20 protein-coding genes and 2 tRNA genes are annotated in these 22,222 nt (G+C 67.8%); 10 read left to right on the top strand and 12 right to left on the bottom strand.

Going from position 1 to position 22,222, the window contains the following annotated elements; genetic code table 11:
• The first annotated feature begins 43 nt into the window (after nt 1-43).
• A complete protein-coding gene (locus tag DX03_RS06605) occupies nt 44-2,110 on the top strand; it encodes a DUF4034 domain-containing protein (protein WP_038687360.1) in 2,067 nt (688 codons plus the stop codon).
• A gap of 45 nt (nt 2,111-2,155) precedes the next feature.
• On the opposite strand, the gene DX03_RS06600 is transcribed toward DX03_RS06605, so the two are convergent.
• From DX03_RS06600 to DX03_RS06590, 3 genes are all read right to left on the bottom strand, one after another.
• On the bottom strand, nt 2,156-3,289 hold the full coding sequence (locus tag DX03_RS06600) for a hypothetical protein (protein WP_051598764.1): 1,134 nt from the start codon (nt 3,287-3,289) through the stop codon (nt 2,156-2,158).
• A gap of 162 nt (nt 3,290-3,451) precedes the next feature.
• Complete coding sequence (locus DX03_RS06595; protein ID WP_038687356.1) at nt 3,452-5,779, bottom strand: TonB-dependent receptor; 2,328 nt, start codon at nt 5,777-5,779, stop codon at nt 3,452-3,454.
• Between the two features lie 289 nt (nt 5,780-6,068).
• On the bottom strand, nt 6,069-8,618 hold the full coding sequence (locus tag DX03_RS06590; protein WP_038687354.1) for a Cache 3/Cache 2 fusion domain-containing protein: 2,550 nt from the start codon (nt 8,616-8,618) through the stop codon (nt 6,069-6,071).
• A gap of 371 nt (nt 8,619-8,989) precedes the next feature.
• Between DX03_RS06590 and DX03_RS06585 the strand changes: the two genes are divergently transcribed.
• Nucleotides 8,990-9,065 (top strand) — tRNA-Ala (locus tag DX03_RS06585).
• On the opposite strand, the gene DX03_RS20635 is transcribed toward DX03_RS06585, so the two are convergent.
• Nucleotides 9,036-9,836 carry a hypothetical protein gene (locus DX03_RS20635; RefSeq protein WP_081797170.1) on the bottom strand — a complete coding sequence of 267 codons (801 nt, stop codon included), beginning with the start codon at nt 9,834-9,836 and terminating at the stop codon, nt 9,036-9,038. The two genes, DX03_RS06585 and DX03_RS20635, sit on opposite strands and share 30 nt — an antisense overlap.
• Here DX03_RS20635 and DX03_RS21545 point away from each other — a divergent pair.
• From DX03_RS21545 to DX03_RS06580, 3 genes are read left to right on the top strand one after another with little or no spacing between them, the layout of a single operon-like run.
• Nucleotides 9,835-10,056, top strand: coding sequence for an N-acetylmuramoyl-L-alanine amidase (locus DX03_RS21545; RefSeq protein ID WP_081797169.1), 222 nt, complete (start codon nt 9,835-9,837; stop codon nt 10,054-10,056). The genes DX03_RS20635 and DX03_RS21545 overlap by 2 nt on opposite strands.
• Nucleotides 10,025-10,297, top strand: coding sequence for an N-acetylmuramoyl-L-alanine amidase CwlD (locus tag DX03_RS21115; protein WP_185753473.1), 273 nt, complete (start codon nt 10,025-10,027; stop codon nt 10,295-10,297). The genes DX03_RS21545 and DX03_RS21115 overlap by 32 nt, the downstream gene beginning before the upstream one ends.
• Nucleotides 10,298-10,311: 14 nt before the next feature.
• On the top strand, nt 10,312-11,058 hold the full coding sequence (locus tag DX03_RS06580; RefSeq protein WP_038687352.1) for a hypothetical protein: 747 nt from the start codon (nt 10,312-10,314) through the stop codon (nt 11,056-11,058).
• Between the two features lie 48 nt (nt 11,059-11,106).
• Here DX03_RS06580 and DX03_RS21110 read toward each other — a convergent pair whose 3' ends face one another.
• Together DX03_RS21110 and DX03_RS06575 are read right to left on the bottom strand one after the other, a co-directional pair.
• Nucleotides 11,107-11,271 carry a hypothetical protein gene (locus DX03_RS21110; RefSeq protein WP_181393970.1) on the bottom strand — a complete coding sequence of 55 codons (165 nt, stop codon included), beginning with the start codon at nt 11,269-11,271 and terminating at the stop codon, nt 11,107-11,109.
• A gap of 136 nt (nt 11,272-11,407) precedes the next feature.
• Entirely contained in the window at nt 11,408-12,430 is a 1,023-nt protein-coding gene (locus tag DX03_RS06575; RefSeq protein ID WP_038687350.1) for an NADP-dependent oxidoreductase, read from the bottom strand.
• 217 nt (nt 12,431-12,647) lie between these two features.
• On the opposite strand from DX03_RS06575, the gene DX03_RS06570 reads away from it, so the two are divergent.
• Nucleotides 12,648-13,043, top strand: coding sequence for a hypothetical protein (locus DX03_RS06570; protein ID WP_038687349.1), 396 nt, complete (start codon nt 12,648-12,650; stop codon nt 13,041-13,043).
• A 25-nt stretch (nt 13,044-13,068) separates the two neighbouring features.
• Here DX03_RS06570 and DX03_RS20385 read toward each other — a convergent pair whose 3' ends face one another.
• A complete protein-coding gene (locus DX03_RS20385) occupies nt 13,069-13,800 on the bottom strand; it encodes a hypothetical protein (RefSeq protein ID WP_051598763.1) in 732 nt (243 codons plus the stop codon).
• Between the two features lie 46 nt (nt 13,801-13,846).
• Nucleotides 13,847-14,659, bottom strand: coding sequence for an AraC family transcriptional regulator (locus tag DX03_RS06560; RefSeq protein WP_051598762.1), 813 nt, complete (start codon nt 14,657-14,659; stop codon nt 13,847-13,849).
• A 73-nt stretch (nt 14,660-14,732) separates the two neighbouring features.
• Here DX03_RS06560 and DX03_RS06555 point away from each other — a divergent pair, with 73 nt between their 5' ends.
• From DX03_RS06555 to DX03_RS06540, 4 genes are all read left to right on the top strand, one after another.
• Nucleotides 14,733-15,908, top strand: a complete 1,176-nt coding sequence (locus DX03_RS06555) for a YbfB/YjiJ family MFS transporter (protein WP_038687347.1) — start codon at nt 14,733-14,735, stop codon at nt 15,906-15,908.
• Between the two features lie 195 nt (nt 15,909-16,103).
• Nucleotides 16,104-16,179 (top strand) — tRNA-Phe (locus DX03_RS06550).
• A gap of 90 nt (nt 16,180-16,269) precedes the next feature.
• On the top strand, nt 16,270-16,569 hold the full coding sequence (locus DX03_RS06545) for a hypothetical protein (protein ID WP_038687344.1): 300 nt from the start codon (nt 16,270-16,272) through the stop codon (nt 16,567-16,569).
• Nucleotides 16,570-16,774: 205 nt separating this feature from the next.
• A complete protein-coding gene (locus DX03_RS06540) occupies nt 16,775-17,314 on the top strand; it encodes a lipocalin family protein (protein WP_038687343.1) in 540 nt (179 codons plus the stop codon).
• Here DX03_RS06540 and DX03_RS06535 read toward each other — a convergent pair.
• From DX03_RS06535 to DX03_RS06520, 4 genes are read right to left on the bottom strand one after another with little or no spacing between them, the layout of a single operon-like run.
• Nucleotides 17,265-18,803: an amidohydrolase gene (locus DX03_RS06535; protein WP_081797168.1), complete on the bottom strand. Its 1,539-nt coding sequence runs from the start codon at nt 18,801-18,803 to the stop codon at nt 17,265-17,267. The two genes, DX03_RS06540 and DX03_RS06535, sit on opposite strands and share 50 nt — an antisense overlap.
• Nucleotides 18,787-20,595 carry an amidohydrolase family protein gene (locus DX03_RS06530; protein ID WP_081797167.1) on the bottom strand — a complete coding sequence of 603 codons (1,809 nt, stop codon included), beginning with the start codon at nt 20,593-20,595 and terminating at the stop codon, nt 18,787-18,789. Before DX03_RS06530 ends, DX03_RS06535 begins: the two co-directional genes overlap by 17 nt.
• Before the next feature lie 14 nt (nt 20,596-20,609).
• Nucleotides 20,610-21,611: a FecR family protein gene (locus DX03_RS06525; RefSeq protein WP_081797166.1), complete on the bottom strand. Its 1,002-nt coding sequence runs from the start codon at nt 21,609-21,611 to the stop codon at nt 20,610-20,612.
• Nucleotides 21,595-22,179, bottom strand: coding sequence for an RNA polymerase sigma factor (locus tag DX03_RS06520; protein ID WP_038687339.1), 585 nt, complete (start codon nt 22,177-22,179; stop codon nt 21,595-21,597). Before DX03_RS06520 ends, DX03_RS06525 begins: the two co-directional genes overlap by 17 nt.
• Nucleotides 22,180-22,222 lie beyond the last annotated feature (43 nt).

Raw genomic sequence — 22,222 nt, 5'->3', positions numbered from 1 at the left:
GCCTAGAATGCGCGTCCGATTCTCTGCAAGGACGCTGTTCCCCATGGCGCATTCCCCCCACGACGCGCTGGCCCTTCGCCGCAACGCGCGCGATGCCCTGCACCAGCACCGCTTCGATGACGTCGACCGGCTGCTGGGCGAGATGGAACAGCAGTGGCTCGACGGCAGCACCTCGCGCTTCGGATACGGTTGGCTGCTGGCCACCCTGCTTGATCCTGCGCAGGACCTGCCCACGCGGCTTGAGCAGGCGCGGCAGTGGTGTGCGCAACAGCCGCACAGCCCGCATCCCTGGGCCGTGCTGGGTGCGCTGTGGGATCGCGCCTGCGGGCGCATCCGTTCCAGCGAAACCATCGAAACCATCCGCCAGGTGCAATGGGATGCGGCGGGCCTGGCCCGCGACCACGCACTGGCTGCGTGGCTGCACACCATTGCACGGCACCCGCGCCCGGCCTTCGTGCTGGGCCGGATGCTGCGCATGTCGTGCTACCTGGGCGAACCGCGCTGGCTGCAGCAGCTGCAGCGCGGTGGCCGTGCCGATCTGTACAACGCGCAGCAGCACCAGGATCCGGATGGATTTGCGGCCGCCGTGGCGTTGTTGGCGCCGTATGGCCGCCCGCTGGAGGCCCTGCCCACCCTGCCGCCGCGGCTGGCCGGGCGCAGCGAAGAAGCGTTCGAGTACGCCGCCGATTACTGGCTGCAGCAGGCACTGGCGATCCGTGCCAACGACACCGACGCGCTGGAAACCTACCTGTACTACCTGTACCCGCGCTGGGGCGGCAGTCATGCGCTGATGCAGCACTTCATCGACGGCGCCGACGCCGCCCGGTTGATGCTGCCGCAGCGCAACCGCCTGCGCGTGTTGAAGGAACGCGACTGGCTCGGGTTCCAGCCGGACGCCGACAATGCCGACGACGTGGCCCAGTACGACCAGGCCTACGCCGCCCTGCTCGACCTGCACCTGGATGCATCGACGCGGGCCCTGGTGCTGTGCTGGTGGGCGATGCTGGACTACCACCTGGGCCGCGACGAACCGCAGGAAAATCACGTGCACTGGGACCCGGTGCGGATGGCGCATGCGCATGACTGCCTGGCCGAAGCCTTCGCGCTGGACCCGGCCTGCGTGATCGAAGAAGGCTTGACCGTGCTGGAAGCCTGCGCGCTGTTTGCGCACGTCGATGGCGCCGACACGCTGTTCGCACAGGTGCTGGCCAGCGTCGAAGACTGGACCGACAGCGCGCATGCGCTGGCGTGGCTCGCCGCGGGCCGCCAATCCGGCCTGTTCGGCTTCAGTGTCGACGCCGCGCTGGCCACCCGGCATCTGCGCGGGGCGCTGGCGATGGCCCGCGAAGAAGACGTCGACCTGTCCACGGTAGCGGCCAACCTGTTCTGCGCGGTGTCCGCCCCGGCGGGCCTGCAGATGCTGCTGGACCTGGGCGCGGCCGGGGATCCCCGGTCGATGGCGACGCTGGTGGACCTGTACCGGGGGCGTGTGGGCGGCCAGGACTTCCCCGCCTTCATCGATACGGCGCAGGAAAGTGCGTGGACCGAGCGTGCGATCGCCGCCGGCGACCTGGTGGTGATCTACAACCGCGCGTGGCAGCTGGGCCAGGCCTTCGAGCAGAATCCCGAGCCGGCCCTCCAGCAGCAGTCGCGCGCGCTCTACCGCCGCTGCGTGGATGAAGCCGCGCCCCACGACCGGGTATGGCGGCCGGCCCACAAGAATCTGGCGGTGCTGCTGTACCAGGGCGAGGATGACGCCGACAAGCAGGAAGCGGTGTTCGATCTGCTCGGGCCGCTGTGGTGGCGCGGCGACAGCGCGACCCAGGCGTGGGCGGCCGGCTTCCTGGCCGATGTCTTCCACTTCGGCAACGGCGTGCCTGCCAACGCCTTCCTGGCCAAGGTATGGCTTGAGCGCGCCGCGGAAGCCGAGCCGGACAACGCCGACGTGCTGCGCATGCGCCCGTTGATCGACGGCCAGGGCAAGCTGTTTGGCGCCAGCCGGGCCACGCGCCAACAGGCCCGCGACCGCGAGAAGGTGGACCTGCGCAGCTGGCAGCTCACCTTCGGCCAGCATGCCGTGCCAGACCGGCACGACATCCAGCCGGTCTGAACCGGGGAAGCCGACCAACGGTCGGCTCTACTTGGACGCGAGGAATCAGACGCAGCCGCGCGCTTTCAGCACGGCCCAGCGTTCCGGGCCGATCGCCTTGCGCAGGCCCGGCAACGGATCGATGTTGCCGCTGTTGTCGGCCACCGCCACCACGAAGTCGTCGGTGGTGGTGAGCAGGGCGCGGCGCTCGTGGGCATCCAGCCACGCCGCCACGTTCTTGAGCACGCGCGTGGCCGACGCAGTGCTTTGGCGCAGCTCCATGTACTGGCTGTGGCGTTGGCAGGCCTCGGTCAGTGCCGGCTCGGTAAACCAATGCTCCTCGCTGTCGCCCTGCACCTCACGGATCTCGTCGGGCGCCCACAGGTAGTACCGCGCTTCGTCATCGCCACGGTCCAGCACCGCCTGCCGATACGGCTGCCGGCCCCACACCAGGAACGGCGGCCAGGCCGCGGTGGTGTCCTCGGCGGTGAAACACAGCAGCAGGCAGTACAGCGGTTCGCCGGCGGGAATGCGTGGCAGCTGCGCGCTGATCGCCTCGATCAGCAACCGCTCCACCTCGGCGGTCACCGTGGCCAGGGTTTCGCCCGGACGCGGGCGCTGGTACTCCAACCGGCTTTTGCCGTTGCGGCGCCCCTTGGCATCCAGATACTCCAGCACGATCCTGTCGAGCTGACCGGCGTCGTTGTAGGTGTAGACGTTCTGGCACCACCAGGTACCCTCGCGCTTGGACCAGTTCTCGATCACCACGCGCTGCAGCTGGTCGCCCTCCCAATGGTAGGTCTCGTTGAAACCGCGATCGTCGGTGATCAGGTCCAGCCCCTGCAGCTTGCCGTCGTGCTCGCGCCATTCCCAGCCTGATGCGATGTCACCGTCGTCAAACGACAGACTATGGCGCACGCCGGGTGCATGCAGCCACGCCGTGATCGTGCCGCGCGTTCCGCATTCAATCACTACCCGCCCCTGCGCATCGAAGCCATGGCATACGTGCCTGGCGGGGTCCGCCTTGTCATCGATGACCCACCGCGCCTTGGGCCCGCCCTGCTTCTCCTGCAGGAACGGCGTGGCGAAGGCCATCGACTCGGTCGCCCAGCGCCACTGCACCACTGCGGCCTTGCAGGTGGCCACCAGCGTCCTGGCCGCGGCAGGATCGGCGTAGGTCGTGTAAAGCTGCCGGAGCATCGTCAAGATCCTTTCAACGTGGGGCATCGGGGCAACCGCGCGTCCGATGCGGGCCGGGGACCATAGCACGCAACGCACAACGCCCTGCATGGGCAGGGCGTTGTGGGACTACCTCAGCGGCAGCGTCGGCAGCGCGCGTACGCGCCGCCGATGCAGCCGACCTTACCAGTTCATGTTGAGCGAAACGCCCACGGTGCGCGGTTCGTTGTACACCGCCGCCATGTAGTTCTCGATCACACCCTTGAGGTTCTTCTCATTGGTGATGTTGCGCGCGAACAGGGCCACTTCCCACGCGCCGTAGTTGCCCGAATAGCCCAGCTTCAGGCCGCCTTCGAAGCTGCCCTTGGAGTTGAACTCGGCCGAGTCGTACAGCACGAAGCTGGTGTAGCCCTGCTTGTTCCAGTCGGTGGACACGAAGAACACATCGCTGTCGTTGACCGGCACGTCGTAGCGCGCGGCCAGGTTGATGTTGTACTTCGGCGCGTTCGGCAGCGGGTTGCCGTTGATCTGGGCAAACGTGTTCGCACCGACCTTGATGGTCGGGTCGTTCACGGTGCACACCACCGCGCCGTTCAGGGCGCAGACCTGGGCATACACGCGGTCGTCCTGGATCTCGCTGTGCAGCAGGCTCACGCCGGCGCTCAGGCTCAGGTTCGGAATCGGGCGCAGCTGCATGTCCGCTTCCAGGCCGTAGGCCTTGGCCTTGTCGGCGTTGAACAGCACGCCGTTGCCGTCCGAATCGTTGCCGTTGAGCTGGATGTCGTTGACCACGTAGGTGAACGCGGCCGCGTTCACGCGCAGGCGGTTGTCCCACAGGCTGCTCTTGATGCCCGCTTCCCAGGACAGGATGGTTTCCGAATCGGCGGTCGTGAAGTCGGCGTTGAACACCGCCGAACGGCCCTGGATGGTCGGGCCACGGAAGCCACGGGCCACGCGCGCATACACGCTGAACTGCGGATTGAACGCGTACATCGCGCTCACGTCCCAGCTCGGGGTGGTGTCGGCCATTTCCACGTCGGTGCGACCCTTGTAGGTCACCACGCCGGCGGCGGTGTCGGCGGTCTTGAGCAGACGGGTGTGCTTCTCGTCGCGCGTCTGGCGCACGCCGGCGGTCAGGGTGAACTTGTCGGTCACGTCATAGCTGACCTGGCCGAAGCCGGCCCAGGAGGTGTTGACGTTGCGCAGGCGCACCCAGTTGTTCGGGTTGCGCGCGTTGCCCTGCAGGAACCAGGCGCGCTGGTAGAAATCGGTGGTGTCGCGGCCGTCGAAGTAGAACGCGCCCACCTGCCACTTCAGGCGGTTGTCATCGCCATTGGCCAGGCGCACTTCCTGGGTCCACTGGTCCAGGTCGCGGATCTGACCCATCGACTGGCCATAGCCGTTGGGCAGGCCGTTGACCGGGTAGTTCACCGCCGCGCCACCGTCGGTGTCGCCGCGGCTGTAGCCGGAGGTGGTTTCGTAGGCGGTGATCGAGGTCAGCGACAGGTCGCCGAAATCGTAGACGGCCTTCACCGAACCGCCGTAGGTCTTGTAGGACTGCGGGTTGTTGTCGGCTTCGTCGTAGGCCACGCGGTCACGCGCCACGTCGGTCTTGTTGGAGCCCTTGGTGATCGCGCCACGCAGGAACAGGGTCGAGGTGCCGTCGTAGTCGCGCGCGTGGGCCGAGGCCAGCAGCGAGAAGTTGTCGGTCGGCTGCAGCAGCAGCTGGGCGCGCACGTTGCGGTCGTCGAAGCCGCCCATCGCGTTCTTGCGCGGGGCCACGGTGCCATCGGCGCTGGGGCCGGTGTAGGTGTTGTCGACGTAGTCATCGCGGTGCTGGTACAGCGCCGAGACGCGGAACGAGGCGATGTCGTTGATCGCACCGCCCACGCCGCCGTCGATGGCCACGCTGCCGAAGCTGCCATAGCTGGCCTGCACGCGGCCGCTGGATTCCTGGCTGGGCTTGATGGTGTCGAACTTGACGATGCCGGCGGTGGTGTTGCGGCCGAACAGCGTGCCCTGCGGGCCGCGCAGCACTTCGATCTGGTCCACGTCATAGACCGGGTTGGACTTCAGCACCACATGCTCCAGCACCACGTCGTCCTGGATGATCGACACCGGCTGCGAGGCACCCAGGTAGAAGTCGATGTTGCCCAGGCCACGGATGTAGAAGCGCGGGAAGATGCGCCCGGTGGTGGTTTCGGCGTAGAAGCTGGGCACCTTGCCCGACAGCGCCAGCAGGGTGTCATCACCGCCGGCGGTGTAGTCGCGGATCTGCTCGCCCTGCACCACGCCCACCGACACCGGCACTTCCTGCAGGTTGCGCTCGCGGTGGTCGGCGTTGACGGTGATGGTGTCCAGCGAGGTCGGCGACGCGTCCTGAGCCATCGCGGTGCCGGCCAGGCCGAACAGCGAGGCGGTGGCGCAGGCCAGCGCCAGTGCATGGCGGCGCGGCAGCGCGGTGGAATGACGGGACGACAGCGGCGCGGAGGTGGTGCGGAAGGCAGGCATGCAGGGGTCTCGGGGAGTACAGATCGGGTGGCGTGGGGTACACGCGGATGAACAACATCGGCACCGCTGTCTTCACAGCGATGGGGCACGGTATTGCGTGGATGTTGCAGGCTGGTTGCAGGGCGATGCGGGGGACGGCCGTCCATCCCCTACCCTGGTCTGCTGGCTGAGCCGCCGGGAATTCTGGCGCGGATTATGCCCGCTCGGCGCAGTGGCCGGTAGGCTTGACGCTGTGCCGGATCTGGTCAGCGGCGCGCGCGGCCGGGGCTGCGCGCGCCGCCAGGCAGGCTCAGGCCGCGGCCGGACGGCGCACGGCGGCCGCCGGGGCGGCCAGTCGGAAACGGCCCACGGTGTGCTGCAGGTCGGCCGATTGCGCGTTCAACGCCCGGGCCGCTGCCGACGCTTCTTCCACCAGCGCCGCGTTCTGCTGGGTGACCCCGTCCATCTGCACGATGCCCTGGTTGACCTGCTCGATGCCGGCGGCCTGTTCCTGGCTGGCGCTGGCGATTTCCTCGATCAGCCCGCCCAGTTCACCCACCGACGCCACCACCCGCTGCAGCGTCTGCCCGGCCTGGTGGGCCAATTGACTGCCCTCGGCCACCTGGGTGCTGGAGGCCTCGATCAGCCCCTTGATCTCGCGCGCGGCCTGGGCCGAACGCTGCGCCAGCGCGCGCACTTCGGAGGCGACCACGGCAAACCCGCGCCCCTCTTCCCCGGCCCGCGCCGCTTCCACCGCCGCGTTCAACGCCAGGATGTTGGTCTGGAAGGCGATTCCGTCGATCACCGTGGTGATGTCGGCGATGCGCACCGACGCCCCCTCGATGCCGGCCATGGTCTGCACCACCTGCGCCACGGCGGCACCGCCCTGCGCCGCCACCTCGGCGGCCTCGGCCGCCAGCCGGTCGGCACGGCGGGCATGGTCGGCGTTCTGCTTCACCGCCGCGGTCAGCTCTTCCAGCGACGCGGCCGATTCCTCCAGGCTGGCCGCCTGCTGTTCAGTGCGCCGCGACAGGTCTTCGTTGCCGGCGGCGATCTCCGCCGAGGCCGTGGACACCGACACCGCGGCCTGCTGGATGTCACCGACGATGGCGGTCAGCTGCGCCACGGTCGCATTGGCGTCATCGCGCATCGTGGCAAACACGCCCTGGAACTCGCCCTCGATGCGCCCGCGCAGATCACCGTCGGCCAGCGCGCGCAGCAGCCCGGACAGGGCCGCCAGGTTGTGGTCGGCGGTGACCATCAGGGTATTGAGGCCCTCGACCATCACGCGGAAGTCGTGCTGGTAGGCATCGGCGTCGCCGCGCACGCTGAAATCGCCGTCCGCCGCCGCCGCGACCAGCCGCTTGATCTCGCCGTTGATCGCCTGCAGGCGACCGCGCACCCCGTTGACCGCCTCGGTGATGCGCGCCTTCTCGCCGGGCAGCGCTTCCATCGCCTCGGACAGGTCGCCGTCGGCGTAGGCCCGAACCAGCGCGACCATGCGCATCTTGGTGCTGATGTGGGCATCGACCAGGGCATTGGTGCCGCTCACCATCGTGCCGAACTCGCCCTCGAAGCGGCCGGCATCGATGCGGTGGCTGATCGCGCCGTCGGCATGGCGCTGGCTCATGTCGTTCTGCGCATCGATGATCTCGCGCAGCTTGCCCTGCATCTGCGCCAGCGCGCCCATCAGCTGGCCCACCTCGTCCTGGCGCTGGACCACGATGGTCCGGTCCAGGCGACCGGCGGCCACATCGCGCGCCACCTGCCCGGCCTGCGCCAGCGGCACGCTCAGCATGCGCCGCACCACGACCAGCAGCGCCACGATCACCGCCAACAGCCCGAACCCGGCGACCAGCGCGATGTGCAGCATCAGCCTGTGCAGCACGCTCTGCAGCACCGACACCGGTTCCAGCCCCAGCACCGCCCACTTCCAGGGCCCATACGCCTGGGCCGACACGAAATAGGCCTGCGCCGGGCCATCGGCCGCGGTGCGCAGGTGCAGCGTGGCCTGCTCGGCCTGGCCAGCCAACAGCGCCTCCAGCGCGGGCAGGTCCGCCGCGTCCACCTGCGTGGCCAACAGCTCGCCCTCGGCCGACGGTGCGGCGATCAGGCTGCCGAAGCGCTCGCCGGGCCGGGTATCCACGGCCATGAAGTGTCCCTGCTTGCCCAGCTGCGCGGTGCGCAGGCGCGCCTTCAATGCGGCCAGGCCGTCGGAGTAGTTCTGCCCCACGAACGCGATCCCCACCACCTCGCCGGCCGCGTTGGTGATCGGCGTGTAGTGGGTCATGTAGTCCACCCCGAACAGCCGCGCCGGGCCGGTATAACGCCCGCCCTTCAGCAGCGAGGCGTACGCCGGGTTGGCGTGGTCCAGCGCGGTGCCCAGCGCGCGGGCGCCCTCGGCGTTGCGCAGCGAGGTGGACACGCGCACGAAGTCGTCGCCTTCGCGCACGAACACGGTGGCCACGCCCCCGGTGGCGGAGGCGAAGCGGTCCACCGCCGATTCCTGCAGGTTGATCGCCTGCGTGCCCAGGCGCAGCGTCGGCACCTGGCGCTCGCCCACGGTGACCGGCGCGGCCGCATCCAGGCTGGCGTCGCCATCAGGCAACAGCGCGCGGAAGGTGCCAGCCATGCGTTCGGTGCTGTCGCTGAGGCTGCGGTCGTACAACTCGACCGAATCACGCATCAAGGCAGTGGACGACTGCAGGCCGGCCTGCACGCGCTGTTCGTAGCTGTGCGCAACCTGACGGTAGATCAGCGCCGCCAGCAGGACGAAGGCAACGGCAGTGATCAGGCCCATCAGCAGCGCGAGGCGCGCGCCGATGGAGGAAGAGAAAACGGTGGCGGCACGGGGCGTCATCGTTGGTACTCGGAAGGGGAAAAGTGTGGGATGTTCGTCACACTTCTTATCGGCACCCTTTTTGGTCCTCTTTACCTTTTCCGGGCTAGTCCTTTCGTACTAGGGCAAAACGCCAAGTCCTTGTTTTTGCTTGTATTGGATCGTGACAAGTCTTCACAAACCCCGAGCTGCGTTCAGAAACGGGAGTGGCGGCCGAGAACGGAGCGCCGCGCGCGGACTGAAGGCGCCGTAGGCCAAGACCGCCTCGCCTCCGTCCTCCGCCCGCGTTGCGCTGTGCACCTGCCAGCGCCGCCGCCCCTTGGCAGCGGCCCATTCACGGCGCTAGACTAGGTGCATCGCGAGGCAACGCCCACGCGGTCTGTACCATCCGTGGGGCCATAGCTCAGCTGGGAGAGCGCGTCGTTCGCATCGACGAGGTCAGGAGTTCGATCCTCCTTGGCTCCACCACTTATTCAGCCCGACAGGGCATTGGAAAGGCCGGAATACCTGCAAAAACAGGGCTTCCGGCCTTTTTCGTTGGACCAGCCCCTCACCGGCAGACTCCAGTTCACCCCCAAGTGAGACCCGCAGCCCCATCCCGTCCGGTGCCGTCCAGAACCTGCCGATACCGGTGCGCTTGTCGAGAAACATGACGTCGAAGGAGCAGGTAACGCGATCATCCATCGCGCTTTGGCACTCGAAGAAGCGGCGCAGAAGGTCAAGATGGTGCGTATCGAACGCGCGGGTGTCGCTGAAGAACAACGCCGGTCTCAAGCGGCCGTTGAACGCGTTGCATGCGGTCCGGTCCGGTGATCGCTGTTCCTGCATCGAGAAGCACGTACTGATCGGGTCGACGGTTTCCAACCGGATCCTGTGCTCGCCGATGTACACGCCATGCATCTGGAACCCATCAGATGCGGGCAATGTAAAGAAGATGTTCCCTACACACTCACCACGCGGACTACCTGCGCGAATACGCGCGGCCTTTGCCTCGCTGGCAATCTGCAGCACATCCACACGCGCATTCTGGCGCTCATGGAGCAGAAACAGGCGCAGGAAAACCACCATCAGCACGACGTCGCCGGAGCCCGCAATAGCCCCGTACTTCCAGGAATAGACTTTCTGATAATTGCGAATAATCACGTGTTCTGTCGCATTTGACCCCCGTGACAGCACGGCGCAATGATCCCCGGCAAGGATCAGATGGTCTTGCACATCGGCCGCAATAATCAGCGTCATGGCAGACGATGAAAACAAAGCCGGAACAGACCGCGCGAATGTAGGCCGCGATAACGGCGCCGACATACTACTCAGCATCCACTTCAACGGAGCCAATGGGATCGCCAGAGGCACGGAGACATTGGTCCGCCCGCGCAGAGACAATGTCAACTTCGCCGAAGACACGGCACTCGCGGAAAGAGTCAACGATGCGACTTTACGGCGCCATCCTCGCCCATGATGCTGGCGCCAGAAATCGCGGTGTAAAGTCCGAAAGGCAGCTTGCGGTCTTGAGTGACCCTCAACTTGGAAACACTGCTTTGTACCACCCGCTTCGCGCTGCGCTGCTGGAGGTCGAATTCATCGACCACGAGGATGTAGACAAGCTCCTGAGCATCACCGATGGATACGAGCAGGTCCGACAGGATATATGCGACGCCATCGCAGCTGCATTACTCGAAGATCTGAGGCGCAACCAATGAAGGAAATTTGAGGCATGCATCTCCATTTTCCGTCCCCACTCCGCCTGGCACTGCGGTACCCCAGCCTGATCTATGCAGTTCTTATAGCCTGCACCTTGCCGTCGCTTGCGGTAGCAGCCGCCGTAGAAGAGTCGACCGACGTGGCACTGTCTTCCGAAGCGCGCTCGAAGCAGCTTGCTGCCCCCTACACACTGCAGCCTGAAAAGCTCCGTGAGACCTCGCGGCCCGTCCAGAAGTCGAAACTATTCAGACTCCTCGCGATCGGATCTGCACAAGCACGAATCGTCAACATAGAGGGTGAGGTAGTCAGGTCATCAGCGCCCAGAGCGAGCATCCAGACCTTGGAGATCAGTCCTGACGAACGCTGGTTTCTTGTAAAGGTGGGTAACGCCGGATATTCGATCGTTTCTGCAAGATCGCTGATGGATATGGCGAAGCCTCCGATGCATCCGGAGGCCCCAGAGGACGCCAACAACATCAGCTGGAAGATTTTCGACAACAACCACCTCATCGGGCAGGCCGACCTCCCTTCGCTGGACACCGAAGGCCTGACGGCAGCCGAGGTGGAGTCGCTTCCTCCCCGGGACACACTGATTTACCTGTACACCATCTCCAGCAACACCATGACCCCCATCCAAGTCGACGACACACTCTCTCGTCCATTCCATATCACAGGCGTCACCGACGGCCAGGTCGAGCTACTGCACTACGTCACTTCGGAGATATTTGGCGCGAGGATTGTCCCGGTTCCCGCCCAGTGACCTCAGCAGCCGCGGGTCACTGGGCGTTGCAGCCCGTCTGCAACCCCGTCAATCGTCTCCCTGGTCCTTGCGCTCCGGGCGCCGGGTTTCCGCGTCATGGATGGCCTGGTCGGTCTGGCCCGGGCGCTGTTTGGCCACTTCGTCCTGCTTGCGGTCCTGCTGGGCTTCCTTGGTGCCTTCTTGCTGGCCCTGCTGCTTGTCGTTGCTGGTCATGCTGGGTACTCGCTGTGGCCGTGTCACGGGGATGGCGACCAGCCTAGCCAGCGGGGAGTGATGCGCCGGTCACGGACCCGTGTGGGCCATGGCAATACCGTTGCGCTCGAACGCACCTGCCCGCGCACCGCACCGCTCAGTCCAGCTTGACCACCAGCTTGCCGAAGTTGCGCCCCTTGAGCAGGCCGAAGAATGCCGCCGGCGCCTGCGCCAGGCCCTCGACGATGTCTTCGCGGTACTGCACCTTGCCCTCCTGCAGCCACCGCGCCATGTCCGTCAGGAACGCCGGGAACAGCGCGTGGAAGTCGGACTGGATGAAGCCGCGCACGGTAAGCCGCTGGCGCAGCACCTGGCTCATGAAGCCCGGCAGCCGGTCCGGTCCCGGCAGTACCGCGCCACGTGCGTTGTAGGTGGCGATCGTGCCGCACACCGGAATGCGCGCGAAGTCGTTCAGCAGCGGCACCACGGCCTCGAAGACGTGGCCGCCCACATTCTCGAAGTACACATCGATGCCGTTGGGTACCGCGGCGCGCAGTTGGGTTGCGAAGTCGTCGGCGCGATGGTCCAGGGCGACGTCGAATCCCAGCGTTTCAAGGTAGCGGCGCTTCTGCTCGCCGCCGGCAATGCCCACCGTGCGCGCGCCCTGCAGCTTGGCGATCTGCCCTACCGTGGCCCCGACCGGGCCGCTGGCGGCCGCCACCACCAGTGTCTCGCCGGGCTGCAGCCGGCCGATCTCCTGCAGCCCGGCATACGCGGTGAAGCCGGGCATGCCATACACGCCCAGCGCGGTACTGACCGGCAAGCCGGTGTCGTCCAGCGTGCGGGTGATGCTGTCACCGTCCACCACCGCGTGGGTCTGCCAGTTGCCCGTGGCCACGACCCGCTCGCCGACGGCAATGCCGGGATGGTTGGACGCAATCACCTCCGACACCGTGCGCCCTTCCATCACGGCATCAACGGCCACCGGCGCGGCATACGAGGGGCCCTCCTCCATGCGACCGCGCATGTACGGATCCAGCGACAGCCAGCGGTTGCGCAGCAGCACCTGGCCCGGACCCGGCGTCGGCACGGCGACCTGCTCCAGACGGAAGTTGGCGGCAACCGGCTCGCCCTGCGGCCGCGAGGCCAGGACGACGCGGGTGTTGGTGAGGTCGTTCATCGATGCGCAACTCCATGACAGTGTGTGCTCACGGTAGTCGCTGGCGAGGTGCCTGGGGTGGGGGTAAAACAGCGTTCCATCCGTGCGCTGGCCGCGCGACGCCGCCAGCCCCTGCACCGCCTGCATCGGTAGTACCGATGCGACAACAGCATTCCACTGGCCACCGCGTGCAAGCCTGCCATGGTCACCGGGAGGCCACTTGGCGCATCATGGCGTGATGATCGCCCTTGCCCGCCACGTTCGCGCCAACGCCGCGCGCTATCTGCTGCTGTTGATGTCGGCCACCACCGCGCTTGGCCTGGGGCTGTGGGCCGTGCTGGCCACCGAGCCGGGCTGCCTGGCCGCGCAGGGCCATTGGTCGGGCAGTGGCCTGTGCCATACGCGGCTGTGCCTGCTGCAGGGTGACTGCGGGGAGATGGCCACGCCGGTGATCGGTTGCGCACACGTCCGGCCCGGCGACTCCCGCGGCAAGGTGTACTTCCACCTGGGCAACCCGCTGCCCGGCGCACCGGCACTGGCGCACTGGCAGGCGTTCAAGGAAGGCGACGGCATCATCGAAGCGCGCTTCGAGGGTGACCGGCTGGTCAGCCTGGCCTGCCCGCTGGCGAAGTAGCCGACGCGCGCACCTGAAACCGCGCTCAGCCGTTCAAGCGCACCGCCTCACGCAGTTCGAACGGTGCCTCGCACTGTGTACAACGTGAGCTGCCGAACAGCAACTGCAGCGTGTCGATGAATCCGTCGCGGTGCGCGCGTGCCATCTCCAGCAGCCAGCGCTCCGACTCGAAGGCTGGATTACCGACCGCCGCTTCGATCACCGCCGTACGCACCGCCCCGCCCCCGATCCACTCCTCGTGCGTGACGAAGGCCTGCGGCGGGTCGATGACGAGGTACAGATCGGCCTGGCAGGCCGGGCACACGCCCGACAGTTCGCCTTCCAGCACGCCGGCCAACGCGCGCGACCAGACCCGTTCCCCACCGAACGCCAGGTGGGCCTGCAGCAGGTGCAGGAACGTCGCGTCGGGCAGGTCATCCTGGGCAACCTCGCGCAGGGTCTGTGCGGCGCAGTCCTGCAGCAGCGGCAGCAGCTGCGGATGGCCCGGCACCTGCACCGTCGCGCTGTCGGCATGGCTGACGATGGCGCCCGCCAGCACCAACGGCTCGATCCGCTGCGCCGGCACCGCGTTCAGCGCGGCACGCAGCAGATACGGAAGCGCCTGCAGGCTGGCCGAGTACACCGTGGACTGGTGGCACAGGTGTGACCACAGCACATCCCAGTCCACCTCGCCCGTGCCCGCATCCAGTTCCTCCAGCATCGCGCCCACGGTGTCGGCGCTGCCGTAGGCATCGTCCAGTGCGTTCCAATCGGGCATTGCCGTGCTCCAGCGTGTGCAGGGGTAGCCCGACAGTGTGCGACGGTCAGCGTGTTCGCCGCCACTGCAACGGGCTGATCCCCATTTCCACCCGGAACATGTAGTTGAACGCGGACGCCGATGCATAGCCCAGTTCGTGCGCGATCACGGTGGGCGAACGCCCCTGTGCCAGCCATTCGATCGCACGCAGCAGGCGCAGCCGCGTACGCCACGCGCGCAGGGTCATGCCGGTCTCACGCTCGAAGTGCCGCGCCAGCGTGCGCGTCGATGCACCCAGCCGGTTGGCCCAGTACGCCATGTCGCGCTCGTCGCCGGGGTGGTCGTGCAGGGTCTGGCACCAGCGCTGCAGGCGTGCATCCTGTGGCCACGGCAGGTGCAGCAGGTGGCGCGGCTGGCGGCGCAGCTGGGTGGAGATCAGGCGGCACAGCGTGAGGTAGTAGTCCGGATCGTGGTCGGCGGTGGTGCGGTCCAGTTCCACGATCAGTTCGCGCAGCAATGCCGACACCTCCAGCACCACGCAATGGTCGGGCATGCCCGGCGCCGCGTCGTCGGCCACGTACAGGTTGCGGAAGGCCGCCGCGCCCAGGGCGCCGGTGTGGTGCAGCGTGCCGGTGGGCACCCACAGCGCCTGCTGCGGGGTGATCACATGGCGCGCGTGCGCGGCACTGACCTGCAGCACACCGTCGGTGGCGAACACCAGCTGGTTCCAAGGATGGGCATGCGGCGGGAAGCGCTCGCCGGCGGCCAGCTGCTGGCTGCGCGCCACCACCGGCCACGGCAGCCGCTGCAGCGCCGGCACCGGCACTTCGCGCCAGGGCGCCACCTGGGTGGACGGCTGGGATTGTCGCTTGGTCGACATGATGGGTCATTCTATCGAAAGACAGTCAGACCCCGGGCGCTGAGGATGGGCCAACCCCCTTCTGCCCGCCGCCATGCCCGTCCTCCCCTCTGCTGCGCCCGCACGCCGCCCCTGGCAGGTCATCGGCGCCGGCATCTGCGCGCTGGTGCTTACCGTAGGTCTGGCCCGCTTCGCCTACACCCCGTTGCTGCCTCTGATGCGGGTGGACGCCGGGCTGAGCGCTGCCCAAGGCGGCTGGCTGGCCACCTTCAACTACCTGGGCTACCTGCTGGGCACGCTGCTGGTGGCGCGGGTGGGCGACATGCGGCAGAAGTTCCACTTCTACCGGGTGGGCCTGGTGCTGGCCGTGCTGGCCACCGGGCTGATGGGGCTCACCACTACGCCCTGGCTATGGAGCCTGCTGCGCTTCGTGGCGGGCCTGTCCAGCACGGCCGGGCTGCTGCTGGCCTCGGGACTGGTGCTGAACTGGTTGCTGGCACAGGGCCTGCGCCCGCGGCTGGGCCTGCATTTTGCCGGGCTGGGGCTGGGCATCGCGGTGTCCGGGCTGGCCACCGCTGCGCTGGCCGGGCATGCCAGTTCCAGTGGCCAATGGATCTGGCTGGCCGCCCTGGGGGTGCTGTTCCTGGTGCCGGCCTGGTTTTGGATGCCTGCGCCGGCGGCGGCATCTGCCCAGGCCACGGGCACCGCGCCCACCCCGCCCGGCCGGCGCTGGCGCTACCTGCTGGTCGCCGCCTACTTCTGCGCCGGCTTCGGCTTCGTGGTCAGCGCCACCTTCATCGTGGCCATCCTGGAACAGACCGCCGTGTTTGACGGCCATGGCAGCGCGGTCTGGGTGCTGGTCGGGCTGGCCGCCGTGCCCTCCACCTTCGGCTGGGACCGGCTGGCGGCGCGGCTGGGCCTGATCCGTGCGCTGATGCTGGCTTTCGCGCTGCAGGCGGTCTCCTTCGTGTTGCCGCTGCTGGATGACGGACTGCTGGCCGGGCTGGGCAGCGCCGTGCTGTTCGGCCTCACCTTCGCCGGCATCGTCAGCCTCACCCTCACCGTGGTCGGCCGCCATTACCCACGCAACCCCGCCAAGGCGATGGCCAACCTGACGTTGAGTTACGGCGTGGCGCAGATCCTGGCCCCGGCACTGGCCGGCACCCTCGCCCGCGACAGTGGCTCCTACCAGGCATCGTTGCTGCTGGCCGCGGTGATCATGGCCATCGGCATCGTGCTGCTGTGGTGCATGCCCGACGACACGCACTGAGCGCAGCGCGCGAGGTGCGGACTGAACCGATGTTCATGCGCACGGCACCGCGCACGGGCACGCCGGATCAAGCACTTGCAGCCCTTCGCGCGAGGCCTGGCAACAAATGTGAAATTTTTTTCGCGAAACGCTTGCCGAACCCTGCATACCTCCGTATTATTCGCGTCCTCGCCAGCGGCAACGCAGCGATGAAGTGGCCGAGTAGCTCAGTTGGTAGAGCAGGGGATTGAAAATCCCCGTGTCGGCGGTTCGATTCCGTCCTCGGCCACCATGATTCAAGAAGAGCTCGCAGAAATGCGGGCTCTTTTTCTTTGTGCGGTTGTACGGAATCTGCACGGATCCCTTTCCTGCGAGGACGCAGATGCACGCGCGCGACTGGATGATCGAACTGAGGACGCACCTGCACAATGCGGGCTGGACCGTCAGCAACACGGCCGAGCTGTTCGAGATCGTCCGCAAGGAGATCGAGTGGGACCTGGTGCATGAGTGGTCGGCGAAAACGGACACGCTGGTGTTCTGGCTGCCGTCGCACCCGGGCGAAATGAACACAGTGGCAGATCTTCACTACGTCACCCGCGCGAGCGACGGCGCGCGCCTGGACTTCAGATCGGATGAGGTGCGCTGGCAGGCAACCATGAAGGCCTTCGTCCGCAGCCTTTAGACCGAACTGCGCGGGACTCAAACGCAACGTGTCCGAAGCGATGCCCGCATTGCGCGTATCGCCGCCAGCCCAATGGGGCCGAAACGTCCACCTGGCTGTCGCATCTCTCAAGGCGCTGTTCTGGCCGCGCCCGCAAATGACAGAAACTTCACACCTCGCCCCTGCCCTGCCCCTAAGCTCGGGCGACCGTTCCGGAGTGCCGTCGATGCGCATCATCAGCCCGTGTCTTGCCCTGTTTCTCCTGTCTGCAGCCACGTCGCTGTGGGCGGCCGAACCCGTGCGCTCGGTGCCCGCCCTGGACATGGGCCGTTACGCCGGCCAGTGGCATGAGATCGCGCATCTGCCGGTGTCGTTCCAGAAGAAGTGCGTGGGCGACATCACCGCCACCTACGCGCTGCGCGGCGACGGCCGCATCAGCGTTCACAACGCGTGCCGCACCGCCGATGGCGAGCGCATCGCCGCCGAAGGCGTGGCGCGGCCGGTGGAGGGCGCGCCGGGCCAGCTGCAGGTGCGCTTCGTCCCCGACTGGCTGGCGTGGGTGCCGCTGGTGTGGGCCGACTACTGGGTGATCGCGCTGGATCCGGAGTACCAGTGGGCACTGGTGGGTGACCCCGACCGCAAGTACCTGTGGATCCTGTCGCGCTCGCCGCGCATGGACGCCACGCAGTTCGACAGCATCAAGGCCAAGGCCGAAGTCATGGGCTACGACCTGGCGCCGTTGAAAGTGATGGCGCCGCTCGATTGAGCGGCGCCGTGCCTGCCTGGTCCTTCGCGCGCATGCGGTAGTCCAGCGGCGGTGTGGTGCGATCCAGCAGCGGCACATAACGGAACTGCGCGCCCCGCCGCTGTGCGAATTCGTTCTTCGCCGCCGTCACGGTCTGTGGCGACTGCAACAACGCCACCGTGGTCAGCGCCAGCACCTTCGCCGCGGTGAGCGCGCCCTTGGTGCCGATCGGCGCCCCCGAGGCCGCCACCGCCTGCCAGCTGTGCGCCGGCGTGCCGGGCACCCAGGTGGCGGTGCTGAGCCCAACGGTGGGCACGTTCCAGCTCACATCGCCCACATCGGTGGATGCGCCCCCGGCCTGATCGTCGCGATACGGCTCCAGCGTGGCCGCAGCGGCCAAGGCAGGACGTTGCTGCAGGGTCTGCTGCAGCTGGGTGGCGAACGCGGTGTCGGCCGCGTCATAGATCACACCGCCCACCTGCTGCAGCGAGGCCTGCATGACGCGGCCCAGCGCATCGTTGGGCAGCAGCGAGTACACCCCGCCGGTAGGTTCGAACACCACCTCGGTGCCGGTGCCCATCGCCGCACCGCGCGCGGCCAGCTGCAGGCGGTCGATCACATCGCGCACCACGGCCGGGTCGACGTGGCGCACGTAGTAGTACGCTTCGGCGGCATCGGGCACCACGTTCGGCGCGGCGCTGCCGTTGCTGATCACGTAATGGATGCGGGTGCCGTCGGGCACGTGCTCGCGCATCATGTTGGCCATGTGGTTGAGCGCTTCCACGCCATCCAGCGCCGAGCGCCCGCGATCCGGGGCCAGCGCTGCGTGCGCGGCGATGCCTTTGAAGCGGAACTTGCCACTGATGTTGGCCAGGCTGGTGCCCTGTGCGGCGGAGTTGGCCGCCGCCGGGTGCCAATGCAGCGCAACGTCCACGTCGTTGAACAGGCCGGCGCGGGTCATGTAGACCTTGCCGCTGCCGCCCTCCTCGGCCGGCGTGCCATACACGCGCACTTCGCCGTCGTGGCCACTGGCCGCGAGCCACTGCGCCACGGCCTGCGCGGCGCCCACGACCGCAGCTCCGAACAGGTTGTGGCCACAGGCCTGGCCCGCGTCCTGGCCGGCAATGGGGCTGCGCGTGGGCAACGCCGCCTGCGACATGCCGGGCAAGGCATCCATCTCGGCCAGCAGCGCGATCACCGGTCCGTTGCCGCGCTTGCCGTAGCGGGCCACGAACGCGGTAGGCATGCCTGCCACACCGGCGTCGATGCGAAAACCGGCCTTGCGCAGCTCGTCCTGCAGCAGTGCCGATGACCGGGTTTCCAGGTAGCCCAGTTCCGGCTGTGCCCACAGCTGCTGGCCGACTTCGGCCTGCCGCGTGGCGTAGGCATCCACCGCCGCCAGCACGTCGTGGGAGGCATCGGCGGCCCCTGCGGGCAGGCCCACGATGCAGGCCAGCACTGCCAGCGCAACCCGTGCACGACGCCGCACCGCGTCAGTAGAACCGGACATTGTCGATCTCGAACCAGATCTTCGCGCCCGCGTCGCCGGTGCCGGTGAACACCAGCTGCTGCACGTCATCGCCGCGCCAGGCGGGCAACGGCCCCTTGGCGCGATACGGCGGCTGGCCCCGCAGCGCATGGAACGGAATCTCCACGGTCTGCCAGCTGCCATTGGTCGTTACCGGCGCGGCCCAGCGGCGGCCCTGCAGACCGCGCGCTTCCAGGCGCAACGTGGCATCGCCGCGCACATCCACGCGCACGCCCTTCCAGCCGCGCAGGTCGGCCGGGGCCACCGAGCCGCGCGTCAGCGGCAGGATCACGCCTGCATAGGCGTCGTCCTTGCTCGACAGCCGGGCCTGCATCGACAGCGCCTTGCCGCCGCCATCGCGATCGATCACGTCGGTGACCTGCACGGTACGGTCGTTGCCACCGTCGGCATCGTCATTGCGCAGGGTGTCCAGCGCGGTGCGCTGATCGGCACGCTCGAAATCATCCACCAGCGCGCCAACGCGTAGCGGCGGCAGCGACGCGGCGCGGTTGCCCGCCGGCAGCTGCACGCCCTTGCCCATCACCTGGCGCCCGGCCACATAGACCTGCTGGGTGTTGCGGATGTCGCCAATGCGCTCCCACGGCTTGCCCGTGACCAGCAGCAGGTCGGCGCGCTTGCCGACCTCGATGCTGCCGCGGTCGTCCAGGGCCAGCGCTTCGGCACTGGCGCGGGTGCCGGCCAGCAGGGCCTCGGTCGGGGTAAGCCCGGCCTGCACGAACAGTTCCAGCTCGCGCAGGGTGGACGCGCCGTGCGGGGTGCCGGTCATGCCGGCATCGGTGCCCAGCACGATCGGAATGCCGGCGTCGTGCAGCGTCTTGACGTTGCGCAGTGCATTGGCGAAGTTCGCCTCGCGCTGGCGGTAGGCCTCGGTGCCGGCGCGGGCCTTGCCGCTGCCATCCACGCGCTCGGGCAGGTACACCGCCAGCGACGGCGAGTAACGGGTGCCGTGCTGCTTCATCATGGCAATCAGCTCGGCGTCGGCCGGGCCGTCCTGCACGCTGTGCGCCAGTGCATCCACCCCGGCACGCGCGGCGGTCTTGCCACGCTTGACCATCACCGTGTGGGTGAACACGCGCAACTGCTGGCGGTGCGCCTCCTCCACGAGGGCGGCCAGGGTTTCTTCGTCCATGCTGCTGTTGTCGGCCGCGTTGGAGTAACGCCAGCCGTCGGTGAACGCCTTGATGAAGTCCGGCTTGTAGGCCGCCACTTGTTTCACCGCCGCGGTGGCCGCTTCGGGCGAGTTGACCCAGCGGGTGGTGTTCTCATCCCCCCAGTCGGCGCCGTGACCCAGCGGCGTGCTCATGCGCGCGGCGAACTTCACATCCGGCGCGGCGATGCTCTGCAGCCATGCGCGCCGCGGCGCATAGGCCTCCGGTGGCTGGTGGAAATCGCTCACGGTGGTCACGCCCGCAGCCAGGTAGCGGTTGGCGATCTGCGGCAGCGTCGCCGGCTCGGCGTTCGGGGTCCAGTGGGTGTGCAGGTCGAACAGGCCCGGCAGCAGCGCCTGGCCCCGCGCATCCACCTGGCGGGTATGCGCCGGTGCCTTCAGATCGGTGCCGATCGCCGCAATGCGACCGTCCTGCACCAGGACACTGGCCGCATAGGGCGCACGCCCGGTGGCGTCGAAGACCATCGCGTTGCGGATCAGCACGTCGTTGTCGGCAGCACTGGCGACCACCCAGGCCTGGCCACCGGCCAGCAACAGGGCGGTCAGCAGCGCCAGTGGGCGCGCGCGCGAAACAGTGGCAGTCATTCGGGCATCCCGGTTCATTGCAGTGAGCGCGGCGCGCTGTGGAAGGCGTTGTGCGGCGTGCGCAGCCAGACATCGTTGCCCTGCTGGTCCACCTCCAGGCCCAGGCTGAGCGCGACGCTGCGCGCAAAGCCGAGCGGATCGTTGGCCGAGTACAGCCCGACGATGCGACGGCTGCCGACCAGCGGGTCGTCGATCATGATGCGCACGTCGCTATAGCGCAGGAACTGCGCAGCGGCCACCGACAGCGTGTCGCCGTTGAAGGACAGCATGCCCTCGCGCCACGCCAGCTGCTGGTCCAGGTCGTCATGGGCAACGCTCTCGATGCGGATGCCATGGGTGCGGTTGGCCAGTGCACGGTAGTTGGCCTGCAGCCGGGTCGGGGCCACCGCGCCGGTAGCCGTGGCGACATCGACGATGCCCTCGCGCACCAGCACTTCCACCCCGTGCGTGCGTTGTTCGTTGAGGCTCACCGAGAAGCTGGTGCCGACCGCGGTCACCGCGGTATCGCGCGCGGTCACCACGAACGGGCGGGCCCGGTTTTTGGCCACATCGAACAGGGCTTCGCCACGCAGCAGGGTGATCTCGCGCCGCGTGCCGGTGTAGTGCACGCGTACCGCCGCGCCCGAATCCAGGGTCACCGCCGAGCCATCGGCCAACGGCACCCGCAGAATCTCGCCCTTGCGGGTGACGTGGTAGTCCCCGGCATCGCTGTGCTCGTGCACGCCCAGCGCCAACAGGCACAGCGTCGCCGCCAGGCCCATGGCCCATTGCAGCCGCGGCCGTGGGCCGTGCACGCGGGTGTGTGGCACGCGGTCGGCACTGCCCAACGCGCGCGCGCGCCCGGTTCGCGCGTACACCGCGTGGGCGCGTGCGTAGGCGCCGAAATGGCGGCGGTCGGCGGCCAGCCAGAGGTCACACTCGGCCACCTCGTCCGGGGCCAGCGCACCGCGATCCTCGCGCGCCACCCACTGCGCGGCCTGGTCATCGATCGGGTTGGTGTCAACGGCGCCGTGCATGAACTGCCTCCGTGCTGTCCGGTTTCCCTGTGGACCCTGCATCACCCGCTTCCTGTTTCATCGATTCCATCAACAACCGAATACCCTTGCACACGTGCTTTTCCACCGTGTTCTCGCTGATCTGCATGCGCTCGGCGATCTCGCGCTGCGAGAATCCCTCGACCCGTCGCAGGATGAAGGCCTGGCGGCATTTGTCCGGCAACTGCGCGATCAGCGCGGTGACTTTGTTGAGTTCCTGGCGCGAGGACGCCAGCCGTTCCGGTGAGGCGTCCTCACCGGTGATCGGCAGCCGGTCGAACTCGGCCACCATTTCAATCGATACCACCTGGGCGCGGCGCACCTGCTGCAGCACCACCGACTGCGCCACCTGGTAGACGTAGGCGCGCGGTTGCCGCACGTGCGATACGTCGGCCATCGCCGCCAGGATCGCGTAGGTTTCCTGCACCACATCGTCCACGTCCTGCGCATGCGCCATGCGCCGCCGCAGCCAGTCGCGCAGGCCCCGCTCGCACGGCAGGACATGCTCGGCCAACCACAACGCACGCTCTGCTGCCAATGTTGCGCCCATTTGAACTCCTGCTGCGCTGCCCGGCAGTGGCCGGGCAGCGATG

The organism is Stenotrophomonas rhizophila (assembly GCF_000661955.1).
In the GTDB taxonomy this organism is placed as follows: Bacteria; Pseudomonadota; Gammaproteobacteria; order Xanthomonadales; family Xanthomonadaceae; genus Stenotrophomonas; species Stenotrophomonas rhizophila.
This window is presented reverse-complemented; position numbering and strand designations above follow the sequence as displayed.

What these genes read in the sequence shown, in the direction of transcription:
- DX03_RS06605 (WP_038687360.1), top strand. Translation starts at nt 44, where the DNA reads ATGGCGCATTCCCCCCACGACGCGCTGGCCCTTCGCCGCAACGCGCGC.
- DX03_RS06600 (WP_051598764.1), bottom strand. Translation starts at nt 3,289, where the DNA reads ATGCTCCGGCAGCTTTACACGACCTACGCCGATCCTGCCGCGGCCAGG.
- DX03_RS06595 (WP_038687356.1), bottom strand. Translation starts at nt 5,779, where the DNA reads ATGCCTGCCTTCCGCACCACCTCCGCGCCGCTGTCGTCCCGTCATTCC.
- DX03_RS06590 (WP_038687354.1), bottom strand. Translation starts at nt 8,618, where the DNA reads ATGACGCCCCGTGCCGCCACCGTTTTCTCTTCCTCCATCGGCGCGCGC.
- DX03_RS21545 (WP_081797169.1), top strand. Translation starts at nt 9,835, where the DNA reads ATGGCAGACGATGAAAACAAAGCCGGAACAGACCGCGCGAATGTAGGC.
- DX03_RS20635 (WP_081797170.1), bottom strand. Translation starts at nt 9,836, where the DNA reads ATGACGCTGATTATTGCGGCCGATGTGCAAGACCATCTGATCCTTGCC.
- DX03_RS21115 (WP_185753473.1), top strand. Translation starts at nt 10,025, where the DNA reads ATGCGACTTTACGGCGCCATCCTCGCCCATGATGCTGGCGCCAGAAAT.
- DX03_RS06580 (WP_038687352.1), top strand. Translation starts at nt 10,312, where the DNA reads ATGCATCTCCATTTTCCGTCCCCACTCCGCCTGGCACTGCGGTACCCC.
- DX03_RS21110 (WP_181393970.1), bottom strand. Translation starts at nt 11,271, where the DNA reads ATGACCAGCAACGACAAGCAGCAGGGCCAGCAAGAAGGCACCAAGGAA.
- DX03_RS06575 (WP_038687350.1), bottom strand. Translation starts at nt 12,430, where the DNA reads ATGAACGACCTCACCAACACCCGCGTCGTCCTGGCCTCGCGGCCGCAG.
- DX03_RS06570 (WP_038687349.1), top strand. Translation starts at nt 12,648, where the DNA reads ATGATCGCCCTTGCCCGCCACGTTCGCGCCAACGCCGCGCGCTATCTG.
- DX03_RS20385 (WP_051598763.1), bottom strand. Translation starts at nt 13,800, where the DNA reads ATGCCCGATTGGAACGCACTGGACGATGCCTACGGCAGCGCCGACACC.
- DX03_RS06560 (WP_051598762.1), bottom strand. Translation starts at nt 14,659, where the DNA reads ATGTCGACCAAGCGACAATCCCAGCCGTCCACCCAGGTGGCGCCCTGG.
- DX03_RS06555 (WP_038687347.1), top strand. Translation starts at nt 14,733, where the DNA reads ATGCCCGTCCTCCCCTCTGCTGCGCCCGCACGCCGCCCCTGGCAGGTC.
- DX03_RS06545 (WP_038687344.1), top strand. Translation starts at nt 16,270, where the DNA reads ATGCACGCGCGCGACTGGATGATCGAACTGAGGACGCACCTGCACAAT.
- DX03_RS06540 (WP_038687343.1), top strand. Translation starts at nt 16,775, where the DNA reads ATGCGCATCATCAGCCCGTGTCTTGCCCTGTTTCTCCTGTCTGCAGCC.
- DX03_RS06535 (WP_081797168.1), bottom strand. Translation starts at nt 18,803, where the DNA reads ATGTCCGGTTCTACTGACGCGGTGCGGCGTCGTGCACGGGTTGCGCTG.
- DX03_RS06530 (WP_081797167.1), bottom strand. Translation starts at nt 20,595, where the DNA reads ATGACTGCCACTGTTTCGCGCGCGCGCCCACTGGCGCTGCTGACCGCC.
- DX03_RS06525 (WP_081797166.1), bottom strand. Translation starts at nt 21,611, where the DNA reads ATGCACGGCGCCGTTGACACCAACCCGATCGATGACCAGGCCGCGCAG.
- DX03_RS06520 (WP_038687339.1), bottom strand. Translation starts at nt 22,179, where the DNA reads ATGGGCGCAACATTGGCAGCAGAGCGTGCGTTGTGGTTGGCCGAGCAT.